This is a genomic window from Streptomyces sp. NPDC085932 (assembly GCF_044540525.1).
GTDB classification, from domain to species: Bacteria; Actinomycetota; Actinomycetes; order Streptomycetales; family Streptomycetaceae; genus Streptomyces; species Streptomyces levis.
In genome coordinates, this window is sequence record NZ_JBITSJ010000001.1 from 131,006 (window position 1) to 148,630 (window position 17,625).

Annotated in this window: 19 protein-coding genes; 15 read left to right on the forward strand and 4 right to left on the reverse strand. The window is 72.1% G+C overall.

Translation table 11 applies throughout. The features are described 5' to 3' along the window. Positions 1-160 precede the first annotated feature (160 nt). Positions 161-1,288, forward strand: a complete 1,128-nt coding sequence (locus ACIGAQ_RS00520) for a ferrochelatase (RefSeq protein ID WP_311683320.1) — start codon at positions 161-163, stop codon at positions 1,286-1,288. An 8-nt stretch (positions 1,289-1,296) separates the two neighbouring features. Further along, complete coding sequence (locus ACIGAQ_RS00525) at positions 1,297-2,112, forward strand: inositol monophosphatase family protein (protein WP_311683319.1); 816 nt, start codon at positions 1,297-1,299, stop codon at positions 2,110-2,112. Positions 2,113-2,394: 282 nt separating this feature from the next. Here ACIGAQ_RS00525 and ACIGAQ_RS00530 read toward each other — a convergent pair whose 3' ends face one another. After that, positions 2,395-2,568, reverse strand: coding sequence for a hypothetical protein (locus ACIGAQ_RS00530; protein WP_184989363.1), 174 nt, complete (start codon positions 2,566-2,568; stop codon positions 2,395-2,397). 411 nt (positions 2,569-2,979) lie between these two features. On the opposite strand from ACIGAQ_RS00530, the gene ACIGAQ_RS00535 reads away from it, so the two are divergent. The 4 genes from ACIGAQ_RS00535 to ACIGAQ_RS00550 all read left to right on the forward strand — a co-directional run bounded on the left by ACIGAQ_RS00535 (position 2,980) and on the right by ACIGAQ_RS00550 (position 6,562). Further along, on the forward strand, positions 2,980-3,633 hold the full coding sequence (locus ACIGAQ_RS00535) for a response regulator transcription factor (RefSeq protein WP_003993508.1): 654 nt from the start codon (positions 2,980-2,982) through the stop codon (positions 3,631-3,633). A gap of 6 nt (positions 3,634-3,639) precedes the next feature. Beyond that, positions 3,640-4,872: a HAMP domain-containing sensor histidine kinase gene (locus tag ACIGAQ_RS00540; RefSeq protein ID WP_311683318.1), complete on the forward strand. Its 1,233-nt coding sequence runs from the start codon at positions 3,640-3,642 to the stop codon at positions 4,870-4,872. A gap of 405 nt (positions 4,873-5,277) precedes the next feature. Further along, the gene (locus ACIGAQ_RS00545; RefSeq protein ID WP_003993510.1) at positions 5,278-5,574 is read left to right on the forward strand and encodes a DUF4193 domain-containing protein; all 297 of its coding nucleotides are present in this window, start codon (positions 5,278-5,280) and stop codon (positions 5,572-5,574) included. Positions 5,575-5,587: 13 nt separating this feature from the next. Then, the gene (locus ACIGAQ_RS00550; RefSeq protein WP_399778072.1) at positions 5,588-6,562 is read left to right on the forward strand and encodes a hypothetical protein; all 975 of its coding nucleotides are present in this window, start codon (positions 5,588-5,590) and stop codon (positions 6,560-6,562) included. A 91-nt stretch (positions 6,563-6,653) separates the two neighbouring features. Here ACIGAQ_RS00550 and ACIGAQ_RS00555 read toward each other — a convergent pair whose 3' ends face one another. Beyond that, positions 6,654-7,112, reverse strand: coding sequence for a DUF3093 domain-containing protein (locus ACIGAQ_RS00555; protein WP_399778074.1), 459 nt, complete (start codon positions 7,110-7,112; stop codon positions 6,654-6,656). Positions 7,113-7,170: 58 nt separating this feature from the next. Between ACIGAQ_RS00555 and ACIGAQ_RS00560 the strand changes: the two genes are divergently transcribed. The 8 genes from ACIGAQ_RS00560 (at position 7,171) to ACIGAQ_RS00595 (ending at position 14,943) form a co-directional block, all read left to right on the forward strand. Beyond that, positions 7,171-7,755, forward strand: coding sequence for a PaaI family thioesterase (locus ACIGAQ_RS00560; RefSeq protein WP_399778076.1), 585 nt, complete (start codon positions 7,171-7,173; stop codon positions 7,753-7,755). Then, positions 7,752-8,303 (forward strand): dUTP diphosphatase, encoded by a 552-nt coding sequence (dut, locus tag ACIGAQ_RS00565; RefSeq protein ID WP_311683309.1) that lies wholly within the window; start codon positions 7,752-7,754, stop codon positions 8,301-8,303. The genes ACIGAQ_RS00560 and dut overlap by 4 nt, the downstream gene beginning before the upstream one ends. A 1-nt stretch (position 8,304) precedes the next feature. After that, complete coding sequence (locus ACIGAQ_RS00570) at positions 8,305-9,057, forward strand: DUF3710 domain-containing protein (RefSeq protein WP_094053904.1); 753 nt, start codon at positions 8,305-8,307, stop codon at positions 9,055-9,057. Between the two features lie 158 nt (positions 9,058-9,215). Beyond that, positions 9,216-10,400, forward strand: a complete 1,185-nt coding sequence (locus ACIGAQ_RS00575; RefSeq protein ID WP_399778078.1) for an alginate lyase family protein — start codon at positions 9,216-9,218, stop codon at positions 10,398-10,400. A gap of 132 nt (positions 10,401-10,532) precedes the next feature. Next, the gene (locus tag ACIGAQ_RS00580) at positions 10,533-13,076 is read left to right on the forward strand and encodes an ATP-binding protein (RefSeq protein ID WP_399778081.1); all 2,544 of its coding nucleotides are present in this window, start codon (positions 10,533-10,535) and stop codon (positions 13,074-13,076) included. Then, the gene (locus tag ACIGAQ_RS00585) at positions 13,073-13,756 is read left to right on the forward strand and encodes a response regulator (protein ID WP_399778083.1); all 684 of its coding nucleotides are present in this window, start codon (positions 13,073-13,075) and stop codon (positions 13,754-13,756) included. The genes ACIGAQ_RS00580 and ACIGAQ_RS00585 overlap by 4 nt, the downstream gene beginning before the upstream one ends. A gap of 53 nt (positions 13,757-13,809) precedes the next feature. Beyond that, the gene (locus ACIGAQ_RS00590; protein WP_311683300.1) at positions 13,810-14,208 is read left to right on the forward strand and encodes an OB-fold nucleic acid binding domain-containing protein; all 399 of its coding nucleotides are present in this window, start codon (positions 13,810-13,812) and stop codon (positions 14,206-14,208) included. 3 nt (positions 14,209-14,211) lie between these two features. Then, positions 14,212-14,943 (forward strand): DUF3159 domain-containing protein, encoded by a 732-nt coding sequence (locus ACIGAQ_RS00595; RefSeq protein ID WP_309094476.1) that lies wholly within the window; start codon positions 14,212-14,214, stop codon positions 14,941-14,943. 69 nt (positions 14,944-15,012) lie between these two features. Here the strand turns inward: ACIGAQ_RS00595 and ACIGAQ_RS00600 are convergent, their stop codons facing one another. Continuing rightward, positions 15,013-15,690: a TrkA family potassium uptake protein gene (locus ACIGAQ_RS00600; RefSeq protein ID WP_311683296.1), complete on the reverse strand. Its 678-nt coding sequence runs from the start codon at positions 15,688-15,690 to the stop codon at positions 15,013-15,015. Then, positions 15,690-16,361, reverse strand: a complete 672-nt coding sequence (locus tag ACIGAQ_RS00605) for a TrkA family potassium uptake protein (protein ID WP_033308364.1) — start codon at positions 16,359-16,361, stop codon at positions 15,690-15,692. The genes ACIGAQ_RS00600 and ACIGAQ_RS00605 overlap by 1 nt, the downstream gene beginning before the upstream one ends. Positions 16,362-16,609: 248 nt before the next feature. On the opposite strand from ACIGAQ_RS00605, the gene ACIGAQ_RS00610 reads away from it, so the two are divergent. Beyond that, entirely contained in the window at positions 16,610-17,524 is a 915-nt protein-coding gene (locus ACIGAQ_RS00610; RefSeq protein WP_399778086.1) for a PfkB family carbohydrate kinase, read from the forward strand. Positions 17,525-17,625: the final 101 nt, after the last annotated feature.

Here is a 17,625-nt window from a genome sequence, read left to right on the forward strand (position 1 = left end):
GAAAGGCTCAGTAAGCTGCGAACGCAGTCGACACAGCTTACGGCTCCGGGCCTCTCCGGCGCACCTGTTCGACCGTTCCCGGAACCGGCCGGGGCCGCCGCCGCGCGGGTGTCACCCCGCCGTTTCCCGGCTGTCAGTGCAGGGTGGCAGGATCGGACTCATGCCAGACGCGCGTGATGTCACCCCCTACGACGCCCTGCTCCTGCTCTCCTTCGGCGGCCCGGAAGGCCCGGACGACGTGGTCCCGTTCCTGGAGAACGTGACCCGCGGGCGCGGCATCCCCACCGAGCGCCTCAAGGAGGTCGGGCAGCACTACTTCCTGTTCGGCGGGGTCAGCCCCATCAACGACCAGAACCGCGCCCTGCTGGACGCCCTGCGCAAGGACTTCGCCGAGCACGGCCTGGACCTGCCGGTCTACTGGGGCAACCGCAACTGGGCGCCGTACCTCACCGACACCCTGCGCGAGATGGTCCGTGACGGCCGCCGCCGCATCCTGGTCCTGGCCACCAGCGCCTACGCGTCGTACTCGGGCTGCCGCCAGTACCGCGAGAACCTCGCCGACGCGCTCGCCGCCCTGGAGAGCGAGGGCCTGGAGCTGCCGAAGATCGACAAGCTACGGCACTACTTCAACCACCCGGGCTTCCTGGAGCCCATGATCGACGGGGTCGTCCGCTCCCTGGAGGAGCTGCCCGCGGACGTCCGCGACGGGGCGCACCTGGCCTTCTCGACGCACTCGATCCCGACGTCCGCCGCCGACACCTCCGGGCCCGTGGAGGGTCACGGCGACGGCGGCGCGTACGTGCGGCAGCACCTGGACGTGGCGAAGCTGATCGCCGAGGCCGTCCGGGAGCGCACCGGCGTCGACCACCCCTGGCAGCTCGTCTACCAGTCCCGCTCCGGCGCCCCGCACATCCCGTGGCTGGAGCCCGACATCTGCGACCACCTGGAGGAGCGGCACGCGGCCGGTGTCCCGGCCGTCGTGATCGCCCCCATCGGCTTCGTCTCCGACCACATGGAGGTCCTCTACGACCTCGACACGGAGGCCGAGGCCAAGGCGCAGGAGCTGGGGCTGCCGATGCGCCGCTCGGCCACCGTCGGGGACGACCCGAGGTTCGCCGCCGCGGTCCGTGAGCTCGTCCTGGAGCGGGCCGCCGCCGAGCGCGGGCAGGAGGTCACGCCGTGCGCCCTGGGCGCGCTCGGCGCGAGCCACGACCTCTGCCCGGTCGGCTGCTGCCCGGCCCGCGCCCCCCGGCCCGCCGCCGCGGGCGCCGACAGCCCCTACGCGTGAGGAGCCCCGTGACCGACCCCCTGCACTCCGATCTGCTCGCACTCGCCCAGGAGGCCGCCCGCCGCGCCGGCGCGCTGCTGCGGGACGGCCGCCCGGCCGACCTGGCGGTCGCCGCGACGAAGTCCAGCCCCATCGACGTCGTCACGGAGATGGACATCGCCGCGGAGAAGCTGATCACCGGGCTGATCGCCGAGCACCGCCCGGACGACGGCATCCTCGGCGAGGAGGGCGCCTCCACCGAGGGCACGAGCGGCGTCCGCTGGGTGATCGACCCCCTCGACGGCACGGTCAACTACCTCTACGGGCTGCCCACCTGGTCCGTCTCCGTCGCCGCCGAGCAGGACGGCGAGACCGTGGTCGGCGTCGTCACGGCCCCGATGCGCGGCGAGACGTTCCACGCGGTGCGCGGACAGGGCGCCTGGGCCACCGGCGCCTGGGACGGCGAACGCCGGCTGGCCTGCCGCCCCGCGCCGCCCCTCGATCAGGCCCTCGTCTCCACGGGCTTCAACTACGTCGCCGAGGTCCGCGCCCACCAGGCCGAGGTCGCCCGGCGGCTGATCCCGCTGCTGCGCGACATCCGGCGCGGCGGTTCGGCGGCCGTCGACCTGTGCGACCTGGCCGCGGGACGCCTCGACGGCTACTACGAGCGCGGACTGCACGCCTGGGACCTCGCGGCGGGCGACCTGATCGCCCGGGAGGCGGGCGCGCTGACCGGTGGACGCCCCGGAGAGCGCCCCTCGGGCGACCTGACGGTCGCCGGGACCCCGGGCGTCTTCGAACCCCTCCAGCGCCTCCTGGAGGACTTCGGCGCCTGGCACGACTGAGGACGCCCACGCCGGGCGGCGAAACAGTGGCTCCCGCCGCCCGGCGGGCAACGACCGGCGCCGGCGGACGGCCCACGCCGGGTTCCGGAAGGCGGCTCCCGCCACCCGCAGGCAACAGCCGGTGGCACCACGAAACCCCGGCACCCGGCGGGCAACGGCCGCGCCGCGCCGCCCGGCGAACAACGGCCGACGGCCCTGCGAACACCGTGTGAACGCCCCCGCGGGACAAAAGCGGCGGGCCCCGGCGCTGGATTCGCCGGGGCCCGCCGTACAGGCCTTGAGTCAGACGCTCGTCGCGCTGACCTCCACACCGTGCTCGGCGGCGAGACGGCGCAGGTCGTCGAGCTCACCCTGCTCCACCTCGACGAGGAACTCGTCGCCCTCGTCGCGAGCCCGGGACAGATCGGACTCGGTCGCCCTTATGCGCTGCAGAAGTCCTGCGGTGAATGCGTCCATGCTGCGCCCCCTCGTCCTGGGTCGTGGGTAGATGGCACGGGGGTGTGCCGATCGGAAGGGACGATCACGTCTCCTGCGGATGCCCAGCGCCGCTCGGCTGGGCGGCGACGGTGCCGGACACCCACGGCCGCCCTGCGGAAAAGCGGTTGGTGCGCACCGCATGGTGGTGCGGTACCTGCAGAGGGTGATCGTGGGATGTAAAGCCGTCCTCCCCAAGCTCCCTTCCGTGGAAACCTAACCGCGGGAGAAAATCTCTTATTCCCCGGCGCCCCCACGGCCCCGCACCTGCCTTACCTCCGACTTATGGCCGAAAAGGGCAGGATGGAGGCAACACACCGACACCGTCGAAGCCCCCTGCCCGCGTGCGCCCGAAGAGCGTGGCGCGGGCGGACATCAGGAAGGACAAGGGACGTGCGCGTACTCGTCGTCGAGGACGAGCAACTGCTCGCCGATGCGGTGGCCACCGGACTGCGCCGGGAGGCCATGGCGGTCGACGTCGTCTACGACGGTGCGGCCGCCCTGGAACGCATCGGCGTCAACGACTACGACGTGGTCGTCCTCGACCGGGACCTGCCGCTCGTGCACGGCGACGACGTCTGCCGCAAGATCGTCGAACTCGGCATGCCCACGCGCGTGCTGATGCTCACGGCCTCCGGCGACGTCAGCGACCGCGTCGAGGGCCTGGAGATCGGGGCCGACGACTACCTGCCCAAGCCCTTCGCCTTCAGCGAGCTCATCGCCCGCGTCCGCGCCCTGGGCCGGCGCACGAGCGTGCCCCTGCCGCCGGTGCTGGAGCGCGCGGGCATCAAGCTCGACCCCAACCGCCGCGAGGTCTTCCGCGACGGCAAGGAGGTCCAGCTCGCGCCCAAGGAGTTCGCCGTCCTGGAGGTGCTGATGCGCAGCGAGGGCGCCGTCGTCTCGGCGGAGCAGCTGCTGGAGAAGGCCTGGGACGAGAACACCGACCCGTTCACCAACGTCGTGCGCGTGACGGTCATGACCCTGCGCCGCAAGCTCGGAGAGCCGCCCGTCATCGTCACCGTCCCCGGCTCCGGCTACCGGATCTGATCCCCCGTGGCAGCGACCCCCGCGCCTCCGCAGGCGCCCCCCAAGCCCACCTGGGATCCCAGAAGGCCCGTACCGCCCTTCCCGTGGCTGCGCCCGACCATCCGCATACGGCTCACGCTGCTGTACGGCGGCATGTTCCTGATCGCCGGCATCCTGCTGCTGTCGATCATCTACCTGCTCGCGGCGCAGGCCCTGAACGTGGGCAGTGATCTGCCGTTCAAGATCGTCGAGGGCAAGGTCACCAGCGACATCTGCAACCTGCCCGACCAGGCCTCGCCCAGCGAGTTCAACAACGCGATGAACCACTGCGTCAACGAGCAGCGCCAGAACGCCCTGGACAACCTGCTCAGCCGCTCGCTGCTGGCGCTGCTGGGCCTCGCGGTCATCGCCTTCGCCTTCGGCTACGCCATGGCGGGGCGCGTCCTGTCGCCGCTGGGCCGGATCACCCGTACCGCCCGCGCGGTGGCGGGCTCGGACCTCTCCCGCCGGATCGAGCTGGACGGCCCGGACGACGAGCTGAAGGAGCTGGCGGACACCTTCGACGACATGCTGGAGCGGCTCCAGCGCGCCTTCACCGCCCAGCAGCGCTTCGTCGGCAACGCCTCGCACGAGCTGAGAACGCCCCTGGCGATCAACCGCACCCTCCTGGAGGTGCACCTGTCCGACCCGGGCGCCCCGGTGGAGCTCCAGCAGCTCGGCAAGACCCTGCTGGCCACCAACGAGCGCAGCGAGCAGCTGGTGGAAGGGCTGTTGCTGCTCGCCCGCAGCGACAACCAGATCGTCGAGCGGGGCCCGGTGGACCTGGCCGAGGTCGCCGGGCAGGCCATCGACCAGGTCCACGGCGAGGCCGAGGGCAAGGGCGTGACCATCCGCGGCGAACGGAAACCCGCGGTCGTCCAGGGCAACGGCGTGCTGCTGGAGCGGATCGCACTGAACCTGCTGCAGAACGCCGTGCGCTACAACGTGCCCGAGGGCGGCTGGGTCGAGGTGACCACCGAGGTGCAGCACGGCCAGGCGGTCCTGACCGTCTCCAACACGGGCCCGGTCGTGCCGGCGTACGAGATCGACAACCTCTTCGAGCCGTTCCGGCGGCTGCGCACCGAGCGCACCGGGAGCGACAAGGGCGTCGGGCTCGGTCTGTCCATCGTCCGCTCCGTGGCCCGGGCGCACGGCGGGCACATCTACGCCCAGCCCCGTGAAGGAGGGGGGCTCGTGATGCGAGTCACGCTGCCCATCTGAGATCATGGCGCCGATCAACTCGGCGACACGCGGGGATGTTCGCTTTGCGCGGAATTTCGCAAGGTTCGCCGCATCGGCCCCGTGTGTGATCGATCACAGGGGCGCCTTTCCGGCCATCTACTCTCCGTGATCATGCACCCTGTCGGAAAGCCGGGAAAATCCCGGTTTTCGAGGGTCTTGATCACGGGAAGTACACGGTGAGACGCCTTTGAAGTGCGGCATTCGGACCGTGTACGGTCCCCATCGCCATCCAAGCCGATCACTCGTGAGGAGTCCGGTTGGGTGTCGATTGAGTAACAGACCTTGATGTGAGGCAAAATCTCCGCCTCAGGTCGGGCACAAGTCCGGCCTCTCACGCGTTACGTGCGCTGGAGACACCGCAGACACCCAGAGGGGGAGAGCGACATGGCAACCGATTACGACACTCCACGCAAGACCGACGACGACGTCGACTCGGACAGTCTCGAAGAACTGAAGGCCCGGAGGAACGACAAGTCGGCCTCCGCCGTGGACGTCGACGAGTTCGAGGCCGCCGAAGGCCTCGAGCTGCCCGGGGCGGACCTCTCGAACGAGGAGCTGGCCGTCCGGGTGCTCCCGAAGCAGCAGGACGAGTTCACGTGCATGAGCTGCTTCCTGGTGCACCACCGCAGCCAGCTGGCCCGGGAGAAGAACGGTCAGCCGATCTGCCGCGACTGCGACTGAGGGCGGGTCGGCCGTGACTGGCTCGACCCCTCCCTGGAAGCGCCGCTTCTCCAAGCGGAAGGCGGACGAAGGGCCGACCGACGACGGCCCGCAGTACGGCGCGCGTGACGACGAGCGAGGCTCCACCGGTACGGGGGCGGCCTCGCTCGAACCGGCAGCGGACCGGGGTGACCTCCCGGCGTCCGTGGACGTCCCCGCACCCGTCGCCCGGCGGCGGGCGGGGGCGATCCGGGAGCGGGCCAGGCAGAGCGCCCACAAGGGCGGTGAGAGGGCCCGTGCGGGCCTCGCCTATCTCGCCGACCGGATCATCGAACTGGCCCCGCGGGTCCCCGTGCGGGACCTGGCGACGCTGCGCAGGCAGTTCCCCGGCCTCGGGCCCGAGGAGCTCGCGGACAAGCTCGTGGCGGGCGCCGCGAAGGCGACGGCGACGGTCGGAGCCGGCGTCGGTGCGGCGGCCATGCTGCCCGTGCCGCCCGCCATGCCGACGGAACTGGCCGCCGAGGTCACCGGCGTCGCCGCGATCGAGCTCAAGCTGATCGCCGAACTCCACGAGGTCTACGGCGTACGACCGCCCGGCAACCTCAAGCAGCGCAGCACCGCGTACCTGGACTCCTGGTCGGGGGAGCGCGGCATCGACGCGACCAAGCCGTCGACCTTCAGCACGGCCCTGAACAGCCGCATGAAGCGCGAGCTGCGCCAGCGGATCATGAAGCGGATGGTCCGCAACATGCCCAATCTGCTGCCGTTCCTGGTGGGGGCCGCCGTGGGCGCGGCCATGAACCGCAGCGAGACGAGAAAGCTCGCCGGGCGGATCCGCGAAGACCTGCGCAGAATCCAGGTGCCCTGGGACGCCCTGGACGCGCTGCCCGCCCTGGAGCAGCCGGCGGACGCCCTGCGCATGGGCGAGATCACCCACGATCCCCTCGGTCGCCACGACGACCGTGAGCACCGCGGAAGAGACGACGGAAAGCAGGACGGCGGGCCCTGAGCCGGGCCGCCGTCCGCCCCACGCCGTCGCCGTCCGCTGCCCGTCTCCCGGGGGGAAAGCCTTCTCCCGGGTGAAGCCCCGAGCGGCTGTGCTACTGCGGCTTCGCGGCGCGCAGCGCCTGTGCCAGCCGCTCCGGCTCGCGCGTCGACAGGTACAGGTACGGCGTCGGGTCCTGCGGGTCCGTGACCTCCACGCGCAGGGCCGTGGGGATGTAGGCGCGCAGCAGGAGGAAGGCGCGCGGGTCGGCCTTGTGGGTGCGCCAGGCGCGGGCCTCCTCCGCGTCCAGCACCTCCGCCTCGCCCAGGGCCGCCACCGGGATCCGCGCCTCCCCGGCGATCAGGGCGTCGCCCACGACCCGGATGCGGACCGCACCGTACGAACTCGCGGCGACGGCCGCGACCGCGGTGCCCCCGGCCAGCCCGCCGAGCATCGGCAGCGTGCCGAACGGGAGCAGGACCAGGGCCATGGAGACGCCCACGAGGAACGAGATCAGCCACCAGGTCCGCGGGGCGGTGAGGCGTTCTTCGTAGGGGGCGGCGGAGAGCTGCATGGAGCCAAGCTTGGCACGGTGTCCGCGGCGGGCCGACGCGCGGGTAAGGTCTGCGCCTGTGAGTGGTACTTCCGCAGCTCTTCAGCCCCCGGCCGACGCCGCGCCGCCCGTACGTCATCCGGACGCCCCGGCGCCCGGAGAACTCCTCGGCGCGCACTACGGCCAGTGTTTCGGCTGTGGCGGGGACCAGCCGCACGGGCTGCACCTGGAGGCGCGGGCCGGCGAGGGCGTCTCCCTCACCGCCGAGTTCACCGTGCAGCCCGCGCACCAGGGGGCGCCGGGCCTGGCGCACGGCGGTGTGCTCGCCAGCGCCCTGGACGAGACCCTCGGCTCGCTGAACTGGCTGCTGCGCACGATCGCCGTGACCGGGCGGCTGGAGACCGACTTCGTGCGGCCCGTGCCCGTCGGCACCACGCTGCACCTGGAGGCCCGCGTGACGGCCGTGGCCGGGCGGAAGATCTACTCGACCGCGACCGGCCGGGTAGGCGGCCCCGACGGGCCCGTCGCCGTGCGCGCCGACGCGCTCTTCATCGAGGTGAAGGTCGACCACTTCGTCGACCACGGACGCCCGGAGGAGATCCGGGTGGCCATGAACGACCCGGACCAGGTCCGGCGCGCCCGTGCCTTCGAGGTGAACCCGTGAGCCGCCCGCCCGTGGACGTGCTGATCCGGCGCGTCGATCCCGACGTACCGCTCCCGTCGTACGCGCACCCCGGTGACGCGGGGGCCGATCTGCGCACCACCGAGGCGTGCGAACTGGCGCCCGGGGAGCGGGCCGTGCTGCCCACGGGGGTGTCTGTGGCACTGCCGGAGGGGTACGCGGCCTTCGTGCACCCGCGATCCGGCCTGGCCGCGCGCTGCGGCGTCGCCCTGGTGAATGCCCCGGGGACGGTTGATGCCGGGTACCGTGGGGAGATCAAGGTGATCGTGGTGAATCTCGACCCGCGCGAGGCCGTGCGGTTCGAGCGCTTCGACCGGATCGCCCAACTGGTCGTCCAGCAGGTCGAGAGGGTCCGCTTCCGGGAGGTGGCGGAGCTTCCCGGCTCCGTGCGGGCCGAGGGGGGCTTCGGGTCCACCGGAGGCCACGCGGCGGTGGACGGGACGAACGGCACAAGCGGTCAGGCCGCCCTGGGCGGTCGGGCGGGTGGGAATCGATACGCTTCGGTCGTATCCGACCGGGAAGGACAGTGACGTGTTCGGACGTCGCAAGAAGAGGGATGCCGCCGAGGACGCGGCCGGCGAGGCCGAGCAGGTCGTCGACGGTGTCGACACTGAGGCGGACGAAGAGGGCGGGCGCCTGAGGCTCGAACCGGCGCCGCGCCCCGACGGACCCTGGGACAGCTCCGAGGTGCGCGACCCGGCCGAGGGCCGGGTCGACCTGGGGGGCATGTTCGTGCCGGGCGTCGACGGCATGGAGCTCAGGGTCGAGGTCGCGGGCGACGCGATCGTCGCGGCGACGGTCGTGCTGCGCGACAGCGCCATCCAGCTGCAGGCCTTCGCCGCGCCCAAGCGCGAGGGCATCTGGGGCGAGGTGCGCGAGGAGATCGGCACCGGCATCACCCAGCAGGGCGGCATCGTCGACGAGGTCGAGGGCCCGCTCGGCTGGGAGCTGCGCGCTCAGGTCCCCGTTCAGCTGCCGGACGGCACCGGCGGCTTCCAGGTCGTGCGGTTCGTCGGTGTGGACGGCCCCCGCTGGTTCCTGCGCGGTGTGATCTCGGGCCAGGGCGCGGTGCAGCCGCAGGCCGCCGGGCTCCTGGAGCAGATCTTCCGCGACACGGTCGTGGTGCGCGGCGAGGGCCCGATGGCGCCTCGCGACCCCATCGTCCTGAAGCTGCCGAACGACGCCCAGATGGTCCCGGAGGGCGTGCAGCAGGAGGAGGGCTCCCGTTTCGCGGGCGGAATGGGCCAGCTCCAGCGCGGACCGGAGATCACCGAGGTCCGCTGACCGCCGAAGACGCAAGGGCCGCATCCCAGCAGGGGTGCGGCCCTTTCTCGTGCGCGGAACCTTGACGGCGCATTGGTCTGTACCTACCGTCTCCGACCAACGCGCCTGTTCATAAAGGCGCTTCGCGTTCACATACGAGAACGGAAGGCCCCCCACGCATGCGCAGAACCGCTCTCTTCGCCGCCGCGGCCGCCCTCGTCGCCGGTGTCCTCGCCTGGCCCGCCGGCGCCGCTCCCAACGCCCCCGCCGCCCCCGCCGCCTTCGTCCACCCCGGAGTCACCGTCTCCAAGGGGCAACTGGACTTCGCCCGGTCCCAGGTCAACGCCGGCGCCCAGCCCTGGAAAGGCGCCTTCGACCGGATGATGGCGAGCAAGTACGCCGACCTGAACCGCACGCCCAAGCCCCGGGCGGTCGTCGAGTGCGGCTCGTACTCCAACCCCAACTACGGCTGCACCGACGAACGCGAGGACGCGATCGCCGCGTACACCCAGGCCCTGGCCTGGTACATCACGCGCGACGAACGGCACGCGCGCAAGGCCATCGAGCTGATGGACGCCTGGTCCGCCGTGATCCGCGACCACACCAACAGCAACGCGCCCCTGCAGACCGGCTGGGCCGGCTCCTCCTGGCCCCGGGCCGCCGAGATCATCAAGTACACCTACACCGGGAGCTGGGCCAACTCCGGCCGCTTCGCCACCATGCTCCGCACCGTCTACCTGCCGGAGATCATCAACGGCTCCAACTCCAACGGCAACTGGGAGCTGTCGATGATGGAGGCCGCCGTCGGCATCTCCGTCTTCCTGGAGGACAAGGCGTCCTACGACAAGGCCATGGCGAAGTTCCGCACCCGCACCGCCGCCTACGTCTACCTGGAGTCCGACGGGGCGCTGCCGAAGACCGTCCCCAGCCAGAACCTGGACACCCGGGACAAGATCGTCAAGTACTGGCAGGGGCAGTCGACCTTCGTCAACGGGCTCAGCCAGGAGACCTGCCGCGACTTCACCCACACCGGCTACGGTCTCTCGGCCATCTCGCACGTCGCCGAGACCAGCCGGATCCAGGGCCAGGACCTCTACGGCACGGACGTCGGGGAGCGGCTGCGGCACGGGCTCGGCTTCCACGCCAAGTACGAGCTCGGCACGGCCGTCCCGAGCTGGCTGTGCGGCGGCTCGCTCAAGCCCGGACTCGGCCCGGTCACCGAGGTCGGCCACAACGCCCTCGCCAACCGCCTCGGGCACACCATGACCAACACCGAGACGCTGAACCTGCGCGGCCGCCCCGCCGGCAGCAACAACCTCTTCGTCGCCTGGGAGACCCTCACCCACGGCGACAACCCCGCCTGAGGCCCCCGGCCGGCCGGGCGCGTCAGGGTTCCGTCAAAGACCGGCCCGCGGACCCGCCCGGCACCGGCACGCCGCCCCGGCCGGCCGTAAGGTCGACGCTGCGCAGGCAGCAGACCGGAAGACAATGGGGCCATGGCACGCGGCAAGCTACGGATCTACCTCGGTGCGGCACCGGGCGTCGGCAAGACGTACGCGATGCTGTCCGAGGCGCACCGCCGCGTGGAGCGGGGCACGGACTGCGTGGTCGCCCTCGTCGAGCACCACGACCGGCCCCGCACCGAAGTGATGCTGCGCGGCCTGGAGCAGGTGCCGCGCCGGGAGCTGGAGTACCGCGGCGGCGTCTTCCCCGAGATGGACCTCGACGCCGTGCTCGCCCGCGCGCCCCGGGTCGCCCTGGTGGACGAACTCGCCCACACCAACGTCCCCGGCTCCCGCAACGCCAAGCGCTGGCAGGACGTGGAGGAACTGCTGGCGGCCGGCATCGACGTGGTCTCGACCGTCAACATCCAGCACCTGGAGTCCCTCGGTGACGTCGTCGAGTCGATCACCGGCGTACGGCAGCAGGAGACCGTGCCGGACGAGGTGGTGCGGCGGGCCGACCAGGTCGAGCTGGTCGACATGTCGCCCGAGGCGCTGCGGCGCCGGATGGCGCACGGCAACATCTACCAGCCCGACAAGGTCGACGCGGCCCTGTCGAACTACTTCCGGCCCGGCAACCTCACCGCGCTGCGCGAGCTGGCCCTGCTGTGGGTGGCCGACCGGGTCGACGCCCACCTGACCCGGTACCGCAGTGAGCACCGGGTGTCCCGGATCTGGGGCTCGCGCGAGCGGATCGTGGTCGGCCTGACCGGCGGCCCCGAGGGCCGTACCCTCATCCGCCGCGCCGCCCGGCTGGCCGAGAAGGGCGCGGGCGGCGAGGTGCTCGCCGTGTACATAGCGCGCAGCGACGGGCTGACCTCCGCCTCGCCCAAGGAGCTGGCCCTCCAGCGGACCCTGGCCGAGGACCTCGGCGGCACGTTCCACCACGTGGTCGGCGACGACATACCCGCCGCGCTGCTCTCTTTCGCCCGCGGGGTGAACGCCACCCAGATCGTGCTGGGCTCCTCCCGCCGCAAGACCTGGCAGTACGTGTTCGGACCAGGCGTCGGCGCCACCGTCGCGCGGGAGTCCGGACCCGACCTCGACGTGCACATCGTCACCCACGACGAGGTCGCCAAGGGCCGCGGCCTGCCGGTGGCCCGGGGCGCACGCCTCGGGCGGTCCCGGCGGGTGTGGGGGTGGATCACCGGAGTCGCCGGGCCGCCGGTGCTGACGGCGCTGCTGAGCACCGTCGACCTCGGCCTGGCCAACGACATGCTGCTGTTCCTGGCGCTGACGGTGGCGGCGGCCCTGCTCGGCGGACTGCTGCCCGCCCTGGCCTCGGCGGCCGTCGGGTCGCTGCTGCTGAACTACTTCTACACGCCGCCCCTGCACCGGTGGACCATCGCCGACCCCAAGAACATCGTCGCCATCGTGATCTTCGTGGCGGTCGGCGCGGCCGTGGCCTCCGTGGTCGACCTCGCCGCCCGCCGCACCCACCAGGCGGCCCGGCTGCGGGCCGAGTCGGAGATCCTGTCGTTCCTCGCGGGCAACGTGCTGCGCGGCGAGACCGGTCTGGAGGAGCTGCTGGAACGGGTCCGGGAGACCTTCGGCATGGAGTCGGCCGCCCTGCTGGAACGGGAGAGCGACGTCGCGCCCTGGACCTGCGCGGGCCGCGTCGGGCAGGGGCGCCCCGTCGAGCGGCCCGACCAGGCGGACGTGGACATGCCGGTCGGGGACCACATGGCCCTCGCGCTGACCGGCCGGGTCCTGCCCGCCGAGGACCGCCGGGTGCTGGCCGCCTTCGCCGCCCAGGCGGCCGTCGTGCTGGACCGGCGCCGGCTGCGCGAGGAGGCCGACCGGGCCCGGGCCCTCGCCGAGGGCAACCGCATCCGTACGGCGCTGCTGGCCGCCGTCAGCCACGACCTGCGCACGCCGCTGGCCGGGATCAAGGCGGCGGTCTCCTCGCTGCGCTCCGAGGACGTGGAGTGGTCCGAGGAGGACCGGGCCGAGCTGCTGGAGGGCATCGAGGAAGGCGCCGACCGGCTCGACCACCTCGTCGGCAACCTCCTCGACATGTCCCGCCTGCAGACCGGCACCGTCACCCCGCTGATCCGCGAGATCGACCTCGACGAGGTGGCGCCGATGGCGCTCGGCGGGGTGCCCGAGGGCAGCGTCGAGCTGGACGTGCCGGAGAGCCTGCCCATGGTCGAGGTGGACCCCGGACTGCTGGAGCGGGCGATGGCCAACCTCGTCGAGAACGCCGTCAAGTACGGTCCGCCGGACGTGCCCGTGCTGGTCGCCGCCAGCGCGCTCGCCGACCGGGTGGAGGTGCGCGTGGCCGACCGCGGACCGGGCGTCCCGGACACGGCCAAGGAGCGCATCTTCGAACCCTTCCAGCGCTACGGCGACGCCCCGCGCGGCGCGGGCGTGGGGCTGGGACTCGCGGTCGCCCGCGGCTTCGCCGAGGCCATGGGCGGCACCCTCAACGCCGAGGACACCCCCGGCGGCGGACTCACCATGGTCCTCACCCTCCGCGCGGCGGGAACGCGCCCGGACGTCCTCCCCCTGGCAGAACCGGAAAGGCAGGTCTCATGACCCGCGTCCTGGTGGTCGACGACGAGCCGCAGATCGTGCGCGCCCTCGTGATCAACCTCAAGGCACGCACCTACGAGGTCGACGCGGCCCACGACGGTGCCACGGCCCTCCAGCTCGCCGCGGCCCGCCACCCCGACGTGGTCGTCCTCGACCTCGGGCTGCCCGACATGGACGGCGTCGACGTGATCCGGGGCCTGCGCGGCTGGACACGGGTGCCGATCCTGGTGCTGTCCGCGCGGCACTCCTCCGACGAGAAGGTCGAGGCGCTGGACGCCGGTGCCGACGACTACGTGACCAAGCCGTTCGGCATGGACGAGCTGCTGGCGCGGCTGCGGGCCGCCGTGCGCAGGGCCGAGCCGGCCGGCGCCGGCGAGGGCGACGTGATCGTGGAGACCGGCGAGTTCAGCGTGGACCTGGCCGCCAAGAAGGTCCACCGCGCCGGGAAGGACGTCCGGCTGACCCCCACCGAGTGGCACCTGCTGGAGGTCCTGGTGCGCAACAGCGGCCGCCTGGTGGGGCAGAAGCAACTGCTGCAGGAGGTGTGGGGGCCGTCCTACGGGACGGAGACCAACTATCTGCGCGTGTACATGGCGCAGCTGCGCAGGAAGCTGGAGGCGGATCCGTCCCACCCCAAGCACTTCATCACCGAGCCGGGGATGGGGTACCGGTTCGAGAAATAGGGTCCTCGCCACAGCGCTACGGAGATGTCGGCACGCCCCGGTACGCTTCAGATATGAGTGCTGTTCCTCGTTCCGAAAAGCCGGCTGGCCGGTTCCGGCGCATGCTCGACCGGCTCTCCTCGTCGCAGGAGGACCTGGAGTCCGAGGAACTGCGGGAGGACACCGCGACGGCCGGCTGCACCCGGATCGGAGACTGCCAGGACCGCCAGATAGTGACGGTTACTGGTACCTTGCGCACGGTCACCCTGCGGCCGCGGGCCGGAGTCCCGGCCCTGGAGGCCGAGCTGTTCGACGGCTCGGCCGCGCTGGACGTGGTGTGGCTCGGCCGGCGCTCCATCGTCGGCATAGAGCCGGGCCGCAAGCTGATCGCATCGGGCCGGGTCTCCATGAGCCGGGGCCGCCGGGTGCTGTTCAACCCCAAGTACGAACTGAGACCCCTCGGACGGGAGTAGCCGGTGACGTCGCTCGACAAGCCGACCGAAGAGAATTCTGCGGACGACGCCCGGGCGGTGACCGAGGCCGCCCTGTTCGAGGCGTTCGGCGGCGTGCGGGGCATGGTCGAGACGGTGGTGCCCGGCCTGCTGTTCGTCACCATCTACACGATCAACAAGGACCTGCACCTGTCGGCGATCGCGGCGCTGGCCGTGTCGCTGGTGCTGGTCGTGGTCCGGCTGGTGATGAAGGACACCGTCAAGCACGCCTTCAGCGGTGTCTTCGGTGTGGCCTTCGGTGTCGTCTTCGCGATGATGACCGGCAACGCCAAGGACTTCTACCTGCCCGGCATGCTTTACACGCTGGGCCTCGGGCTCGCCTACGTGATCACCGCCGTGTGCGGGGTGCCGCTGATCGGGCTGATCCTCGGGCCGGTCTTCAAGGAGAACCTCTCCTGGCGCACCCGGAACCCGGGGCGCAAGAAGGCGTACACCAAGGCCAGTTACGCCTGGGGCGCGATCCTGCTCGCCAAGTGCGCGATCCTCTTCCCGCTGTACTGGTGGGCCGACACCACACAGCTGGGCTGGGTCCTGGTCGCCCTGAAGATCCCGCCCTTCCTGCTCGCGGTCTGGCTGACCTGGGTCTTCCTGGCGAAGGCGCCCGCGCCCATCGACGTGTTCGCGGAGATGGAGGCGGAGGAGAAGGCCGCCGAGGAGAGGGAGCGGCAGGCCGCCGCCCGGTCCGCCGAGCAGTGACCTCGTACGGCTGAGCGAAGGGGCGTCCCGACCGGTTCGGGACGCCCCTTCTGCTTGCCCGGCCGGCGGTCAGCCCGCCGCGCTGTCCCGGCGTACCGACAGCAGGTCCTCCAGCTGCTCCTCGCGGGCCTGCGCGGCCACGAAGAGGAGTTCGTCGCCCGCCTCCAGTGAGTCCTCCCGGGAGGGGGTCAGGACGCGCGTGCCGCGGATGATCGTGACCAGGGACGTGTCCTCGGGCCAGTCGACGTCGCCCACCTGCGTGCCGGCCAGGGCCGACTCCTCCGGCAGGGTCAGCTCGACGAGGTTGGCGTCGCCGTGGCTGAAGCGGAGCAGGCGGACCAGGTCGCCCACGCTCACCGCCTCCTCGACCAGGGCCGACATCAGCCGCGGCGTGGAGACGGCGACGTCCACGCCCCAGGACTCGTTGAACAGCCACTCGTTCTTCGGGTTGTTCACCCGGGCGACGACGCGCGGGACGCCGTACTCCGTCTTGGCCAGCAGCGAGACGACCAGGTTGACCTTGTCGTCGCCCGTGGCGGCGATCACGACGTTGCAGCGCTGGAGCGCCGCCTCGTCCAGGGACGTGATCTCGCACGCGTCGGCCAGCAGCCACTCGGCCTGCGGGACGCGTTCGACCGAGATGGCGGTCGGCGCCTTGTCGATCAGCAGGATCTCGTGGCCGTTCTCCAGCAGTTCGCCCGCGATCGAGCGGCCGACCGCGCCGGCTCCGGCAATGGCGACCCTCATCAGTGACCGCCCTCCTCTTCGGGACCCTTGGCGAACGCCGCCTCGACCTTGTCGACCTCGTCGGTGCGCATCATCACGTGCACCAGGTCGCCCTCCTGGAGAACCGTCTGCGAGGTGGGCAGGACCGCCTCGCCGAGCCGGGTCAGGAAGGCCACGCGCACGCCGGTCTCCTCCTGGATCCGGCTGATCTTGTGGCCGACCCAGGCGGTGGAGGTGTGCACCTCGGCGAGCTGGACACCGCCGGTCGGGTCGCGCCACAGCGGCTCGGCGCCCGAGGGGAGCAGCCGGCGCAGCATCTGGTCGGCCGTCCAGCGGACGGTCGCGACGGTGGGGATGCCCAGGCGCTGGTAGACCTCGGCACGGCGCGGGTCGTAGATGCGCGCGGCGACGTTCTCGATGCCGAACATCTCGCGGGCCACGCGGGCGGCGATGATGTTGGAGTTGTCACCGCTGGAGACGGCGGCGAAGGCGCCGGCCTCCTCGATGCCCGCCTCCCTCAGGGTGTCCTGGTCGAAGCCGACACCCGTGACGCGGCGGCCGCCGAAGCCCGAGCCCAGCCGGCGGAAGGCGGTGGGGTCCTGGTCGACCACGGCGACGGTGTGGCCCTGCTGCTCCAGGTTCTGGGCCAGGGCAGAACCGACCCTTCCGCAACCCATGATGACAATATGCATCGCGTCACACCGCGCTTCCTGCAGGCCCTCTGACCTTCATGAATGTCGTGCTCATGTCTCTCTTTCGGCTCGCCAGGCAACACGTCGCGGCCTGAGTGCGGGCCGCCAGGCAACATCATGCCGGTGGAATCACGCCATGATGCCCTCCGGGGGCGGTGCCGCGTTCGGCTGCCCGAGTCCAACGTATCGGCAAAGCCGGGGGCGTTGCCGGGGCCCCGGTGACGGCCCGGGCGGGGGAGGAGACGGCCATGACCATCGAGATCGACGTCCTGGTGCTGGGCGGCGCGGGCGTGGACACGATCGTGCACGTGCCCGAGCTGCCCGTGCCCTACGCGGACAGCCACATGATCCGGCCCGGGATCGTGACGCGCGCGGGCCAGAGCGGGGACTTCGTCGCGCTCGCGGCGAGCGCGCTGGGGCTGCGCACGCACCACCTCGACCTCCTCGGCGACGACCCCGAGGGCGACCTCGTCCGGGCGCTCCACCGCGACCGGGGCATCCCCCTCACCGCCGTCCCGCAGCCGCTCGGCACCAAGCGCGCGGTCAACCTCGTGGGCCCCGACGGCAGGCGCCTGTCCCTCTACGACGCCACGCGCGCCGCCGACACCGATCGGCTGCCGGAGGCCACGGTGCGGGAGCTGGCGGCCGTGAGCCGGCACGCCCACGTCGTCATCACCCAGCCGTGCGCCCACGCGCTGCCGATCCTGCGCGCGGCGGGCGTCACGATCTCCACCGACCTGCACGACTGGGACGGGGAGAACCCGTACCACGAGCCGTTCGCCCACGAGGCCGACCTGGTCTTCCTCTCCAGCGCGGCTCTCGCCGACCCGGAGGCGACCATGCGGCGGATCGCCGGGCGGGGCCGCGCCCGGGCCGTGGTCGCCACCGCCGGGGCGGACGGGGCGTACCTGCTGGCCGACGGCGAGCTGACCCACGTGCCGGCCGCCGCGCCCCCGGCCCCGGTCGTCGACTCCAACGGCGCGGGCGACGCCTTCGCAGCCGCGTTCCTCCACGCCTGGCTCGCCGGCGCACCACCCCGCCGCTGCGCCCTGCACGGCACGGTGGCCGGCGCCCACGCCTGCACGGTCCCGTCGACCCGCACGGACAGCATCGGCCGCGAGGAACTCGCGGCGGGGGTGGCGGCGCTGCTCACCGGCGGCTGATGCTGCGCACGCTCGCCAGTGTGAGGATTCCGAGGGCGACGAGTGTGACTGCGGCGCCGATCAGTTCCGCGGACGCGTGCATGGGGCCTCCTGGGGCGGTG

Bases quoted from the DNA above. Each gene is read 5' to 3' on its own strand.
- ACIGAQ_RS00520 (WP_311683320.1), top strand. From the start codon at position 161: ATGCCAGACGCGCGTGATGTCACCCCCTACGACGCCCTGCTCCTGCTC.
- ACIGAQ_RS00530 (WP_184989363.1), bottom strand. From the start codon at position 2,568: ATGGACGCATTCACCGCAGGACTTCTGCAGCGCATAAGGGCGACCGAG.
- ACIGAQ_RS00545 (WP_003993510.1), top strand. From the start codon at position 5,278: ATGGCAACCGATTACGACACTCCACGCAAGACCGACGACGACGTCGAC.
- ACIGAQ_RS00555 (WP_399778074.1), bottom strand. From the start codon at position 7,112: ATGCAGCTCTCCGCCGCCCCCTACGAAGAACGCCTCACCGCCCCGCGG.
- ACIGAQ_RS00575 (WP_399778078.1), top strand. From the start codon at position 9,216: ATGCGCAGAACCGCTCTCTTCGCCGCCGCGGCCGCCCTCGTCGCCGGT.
- ACIGAQ_RS00580 (WP_399778081.1), top strand. From the start codon at position 10,533: ATGGCACGCGGCAAGCTACGGATCTACCTCGGTGCGGCACCGGGCGTC.
- ACIGAQ_RS00585 (WP_399778083.1), top strand. From the start codon at position 13,073: ATGACCCGCGTCCTGGTGGTCGACGACGAGCCGCAGATCGTGCGCGCC.
- ACIGAQ_RS00590 (WP_311683300.1), top strand. From the start codon at position 13,810: ATGAGTGCTGTTCCTCGTTCCGAAAAGCCGGCTGGCCGGTTCCGGCGC.
- ACIGAQ_RS00600 (WP_311683296.1), bottom strand. From the start codon at position 15,690: ATGAGGGTCGCCATTGCCGGAGCCGGCGCGGTCGGCCGCTCGATCGCG.
- ACIGAQ_RS00605 (WP_033308364.1), bottom strand. From the start codon at position 16,361: ATGCATATTGTCATCATGGGTTGCGGAAGGGTCGGTTCTGCCCTGGCC.
- ACIGAQ_RS00610 (WP_399778086.1), top strand. From the start codon at position 16,610: ATGACCATCGAGATCGACGTCCTGGTGCTGGGCGGCGCGGGCGTGGAC.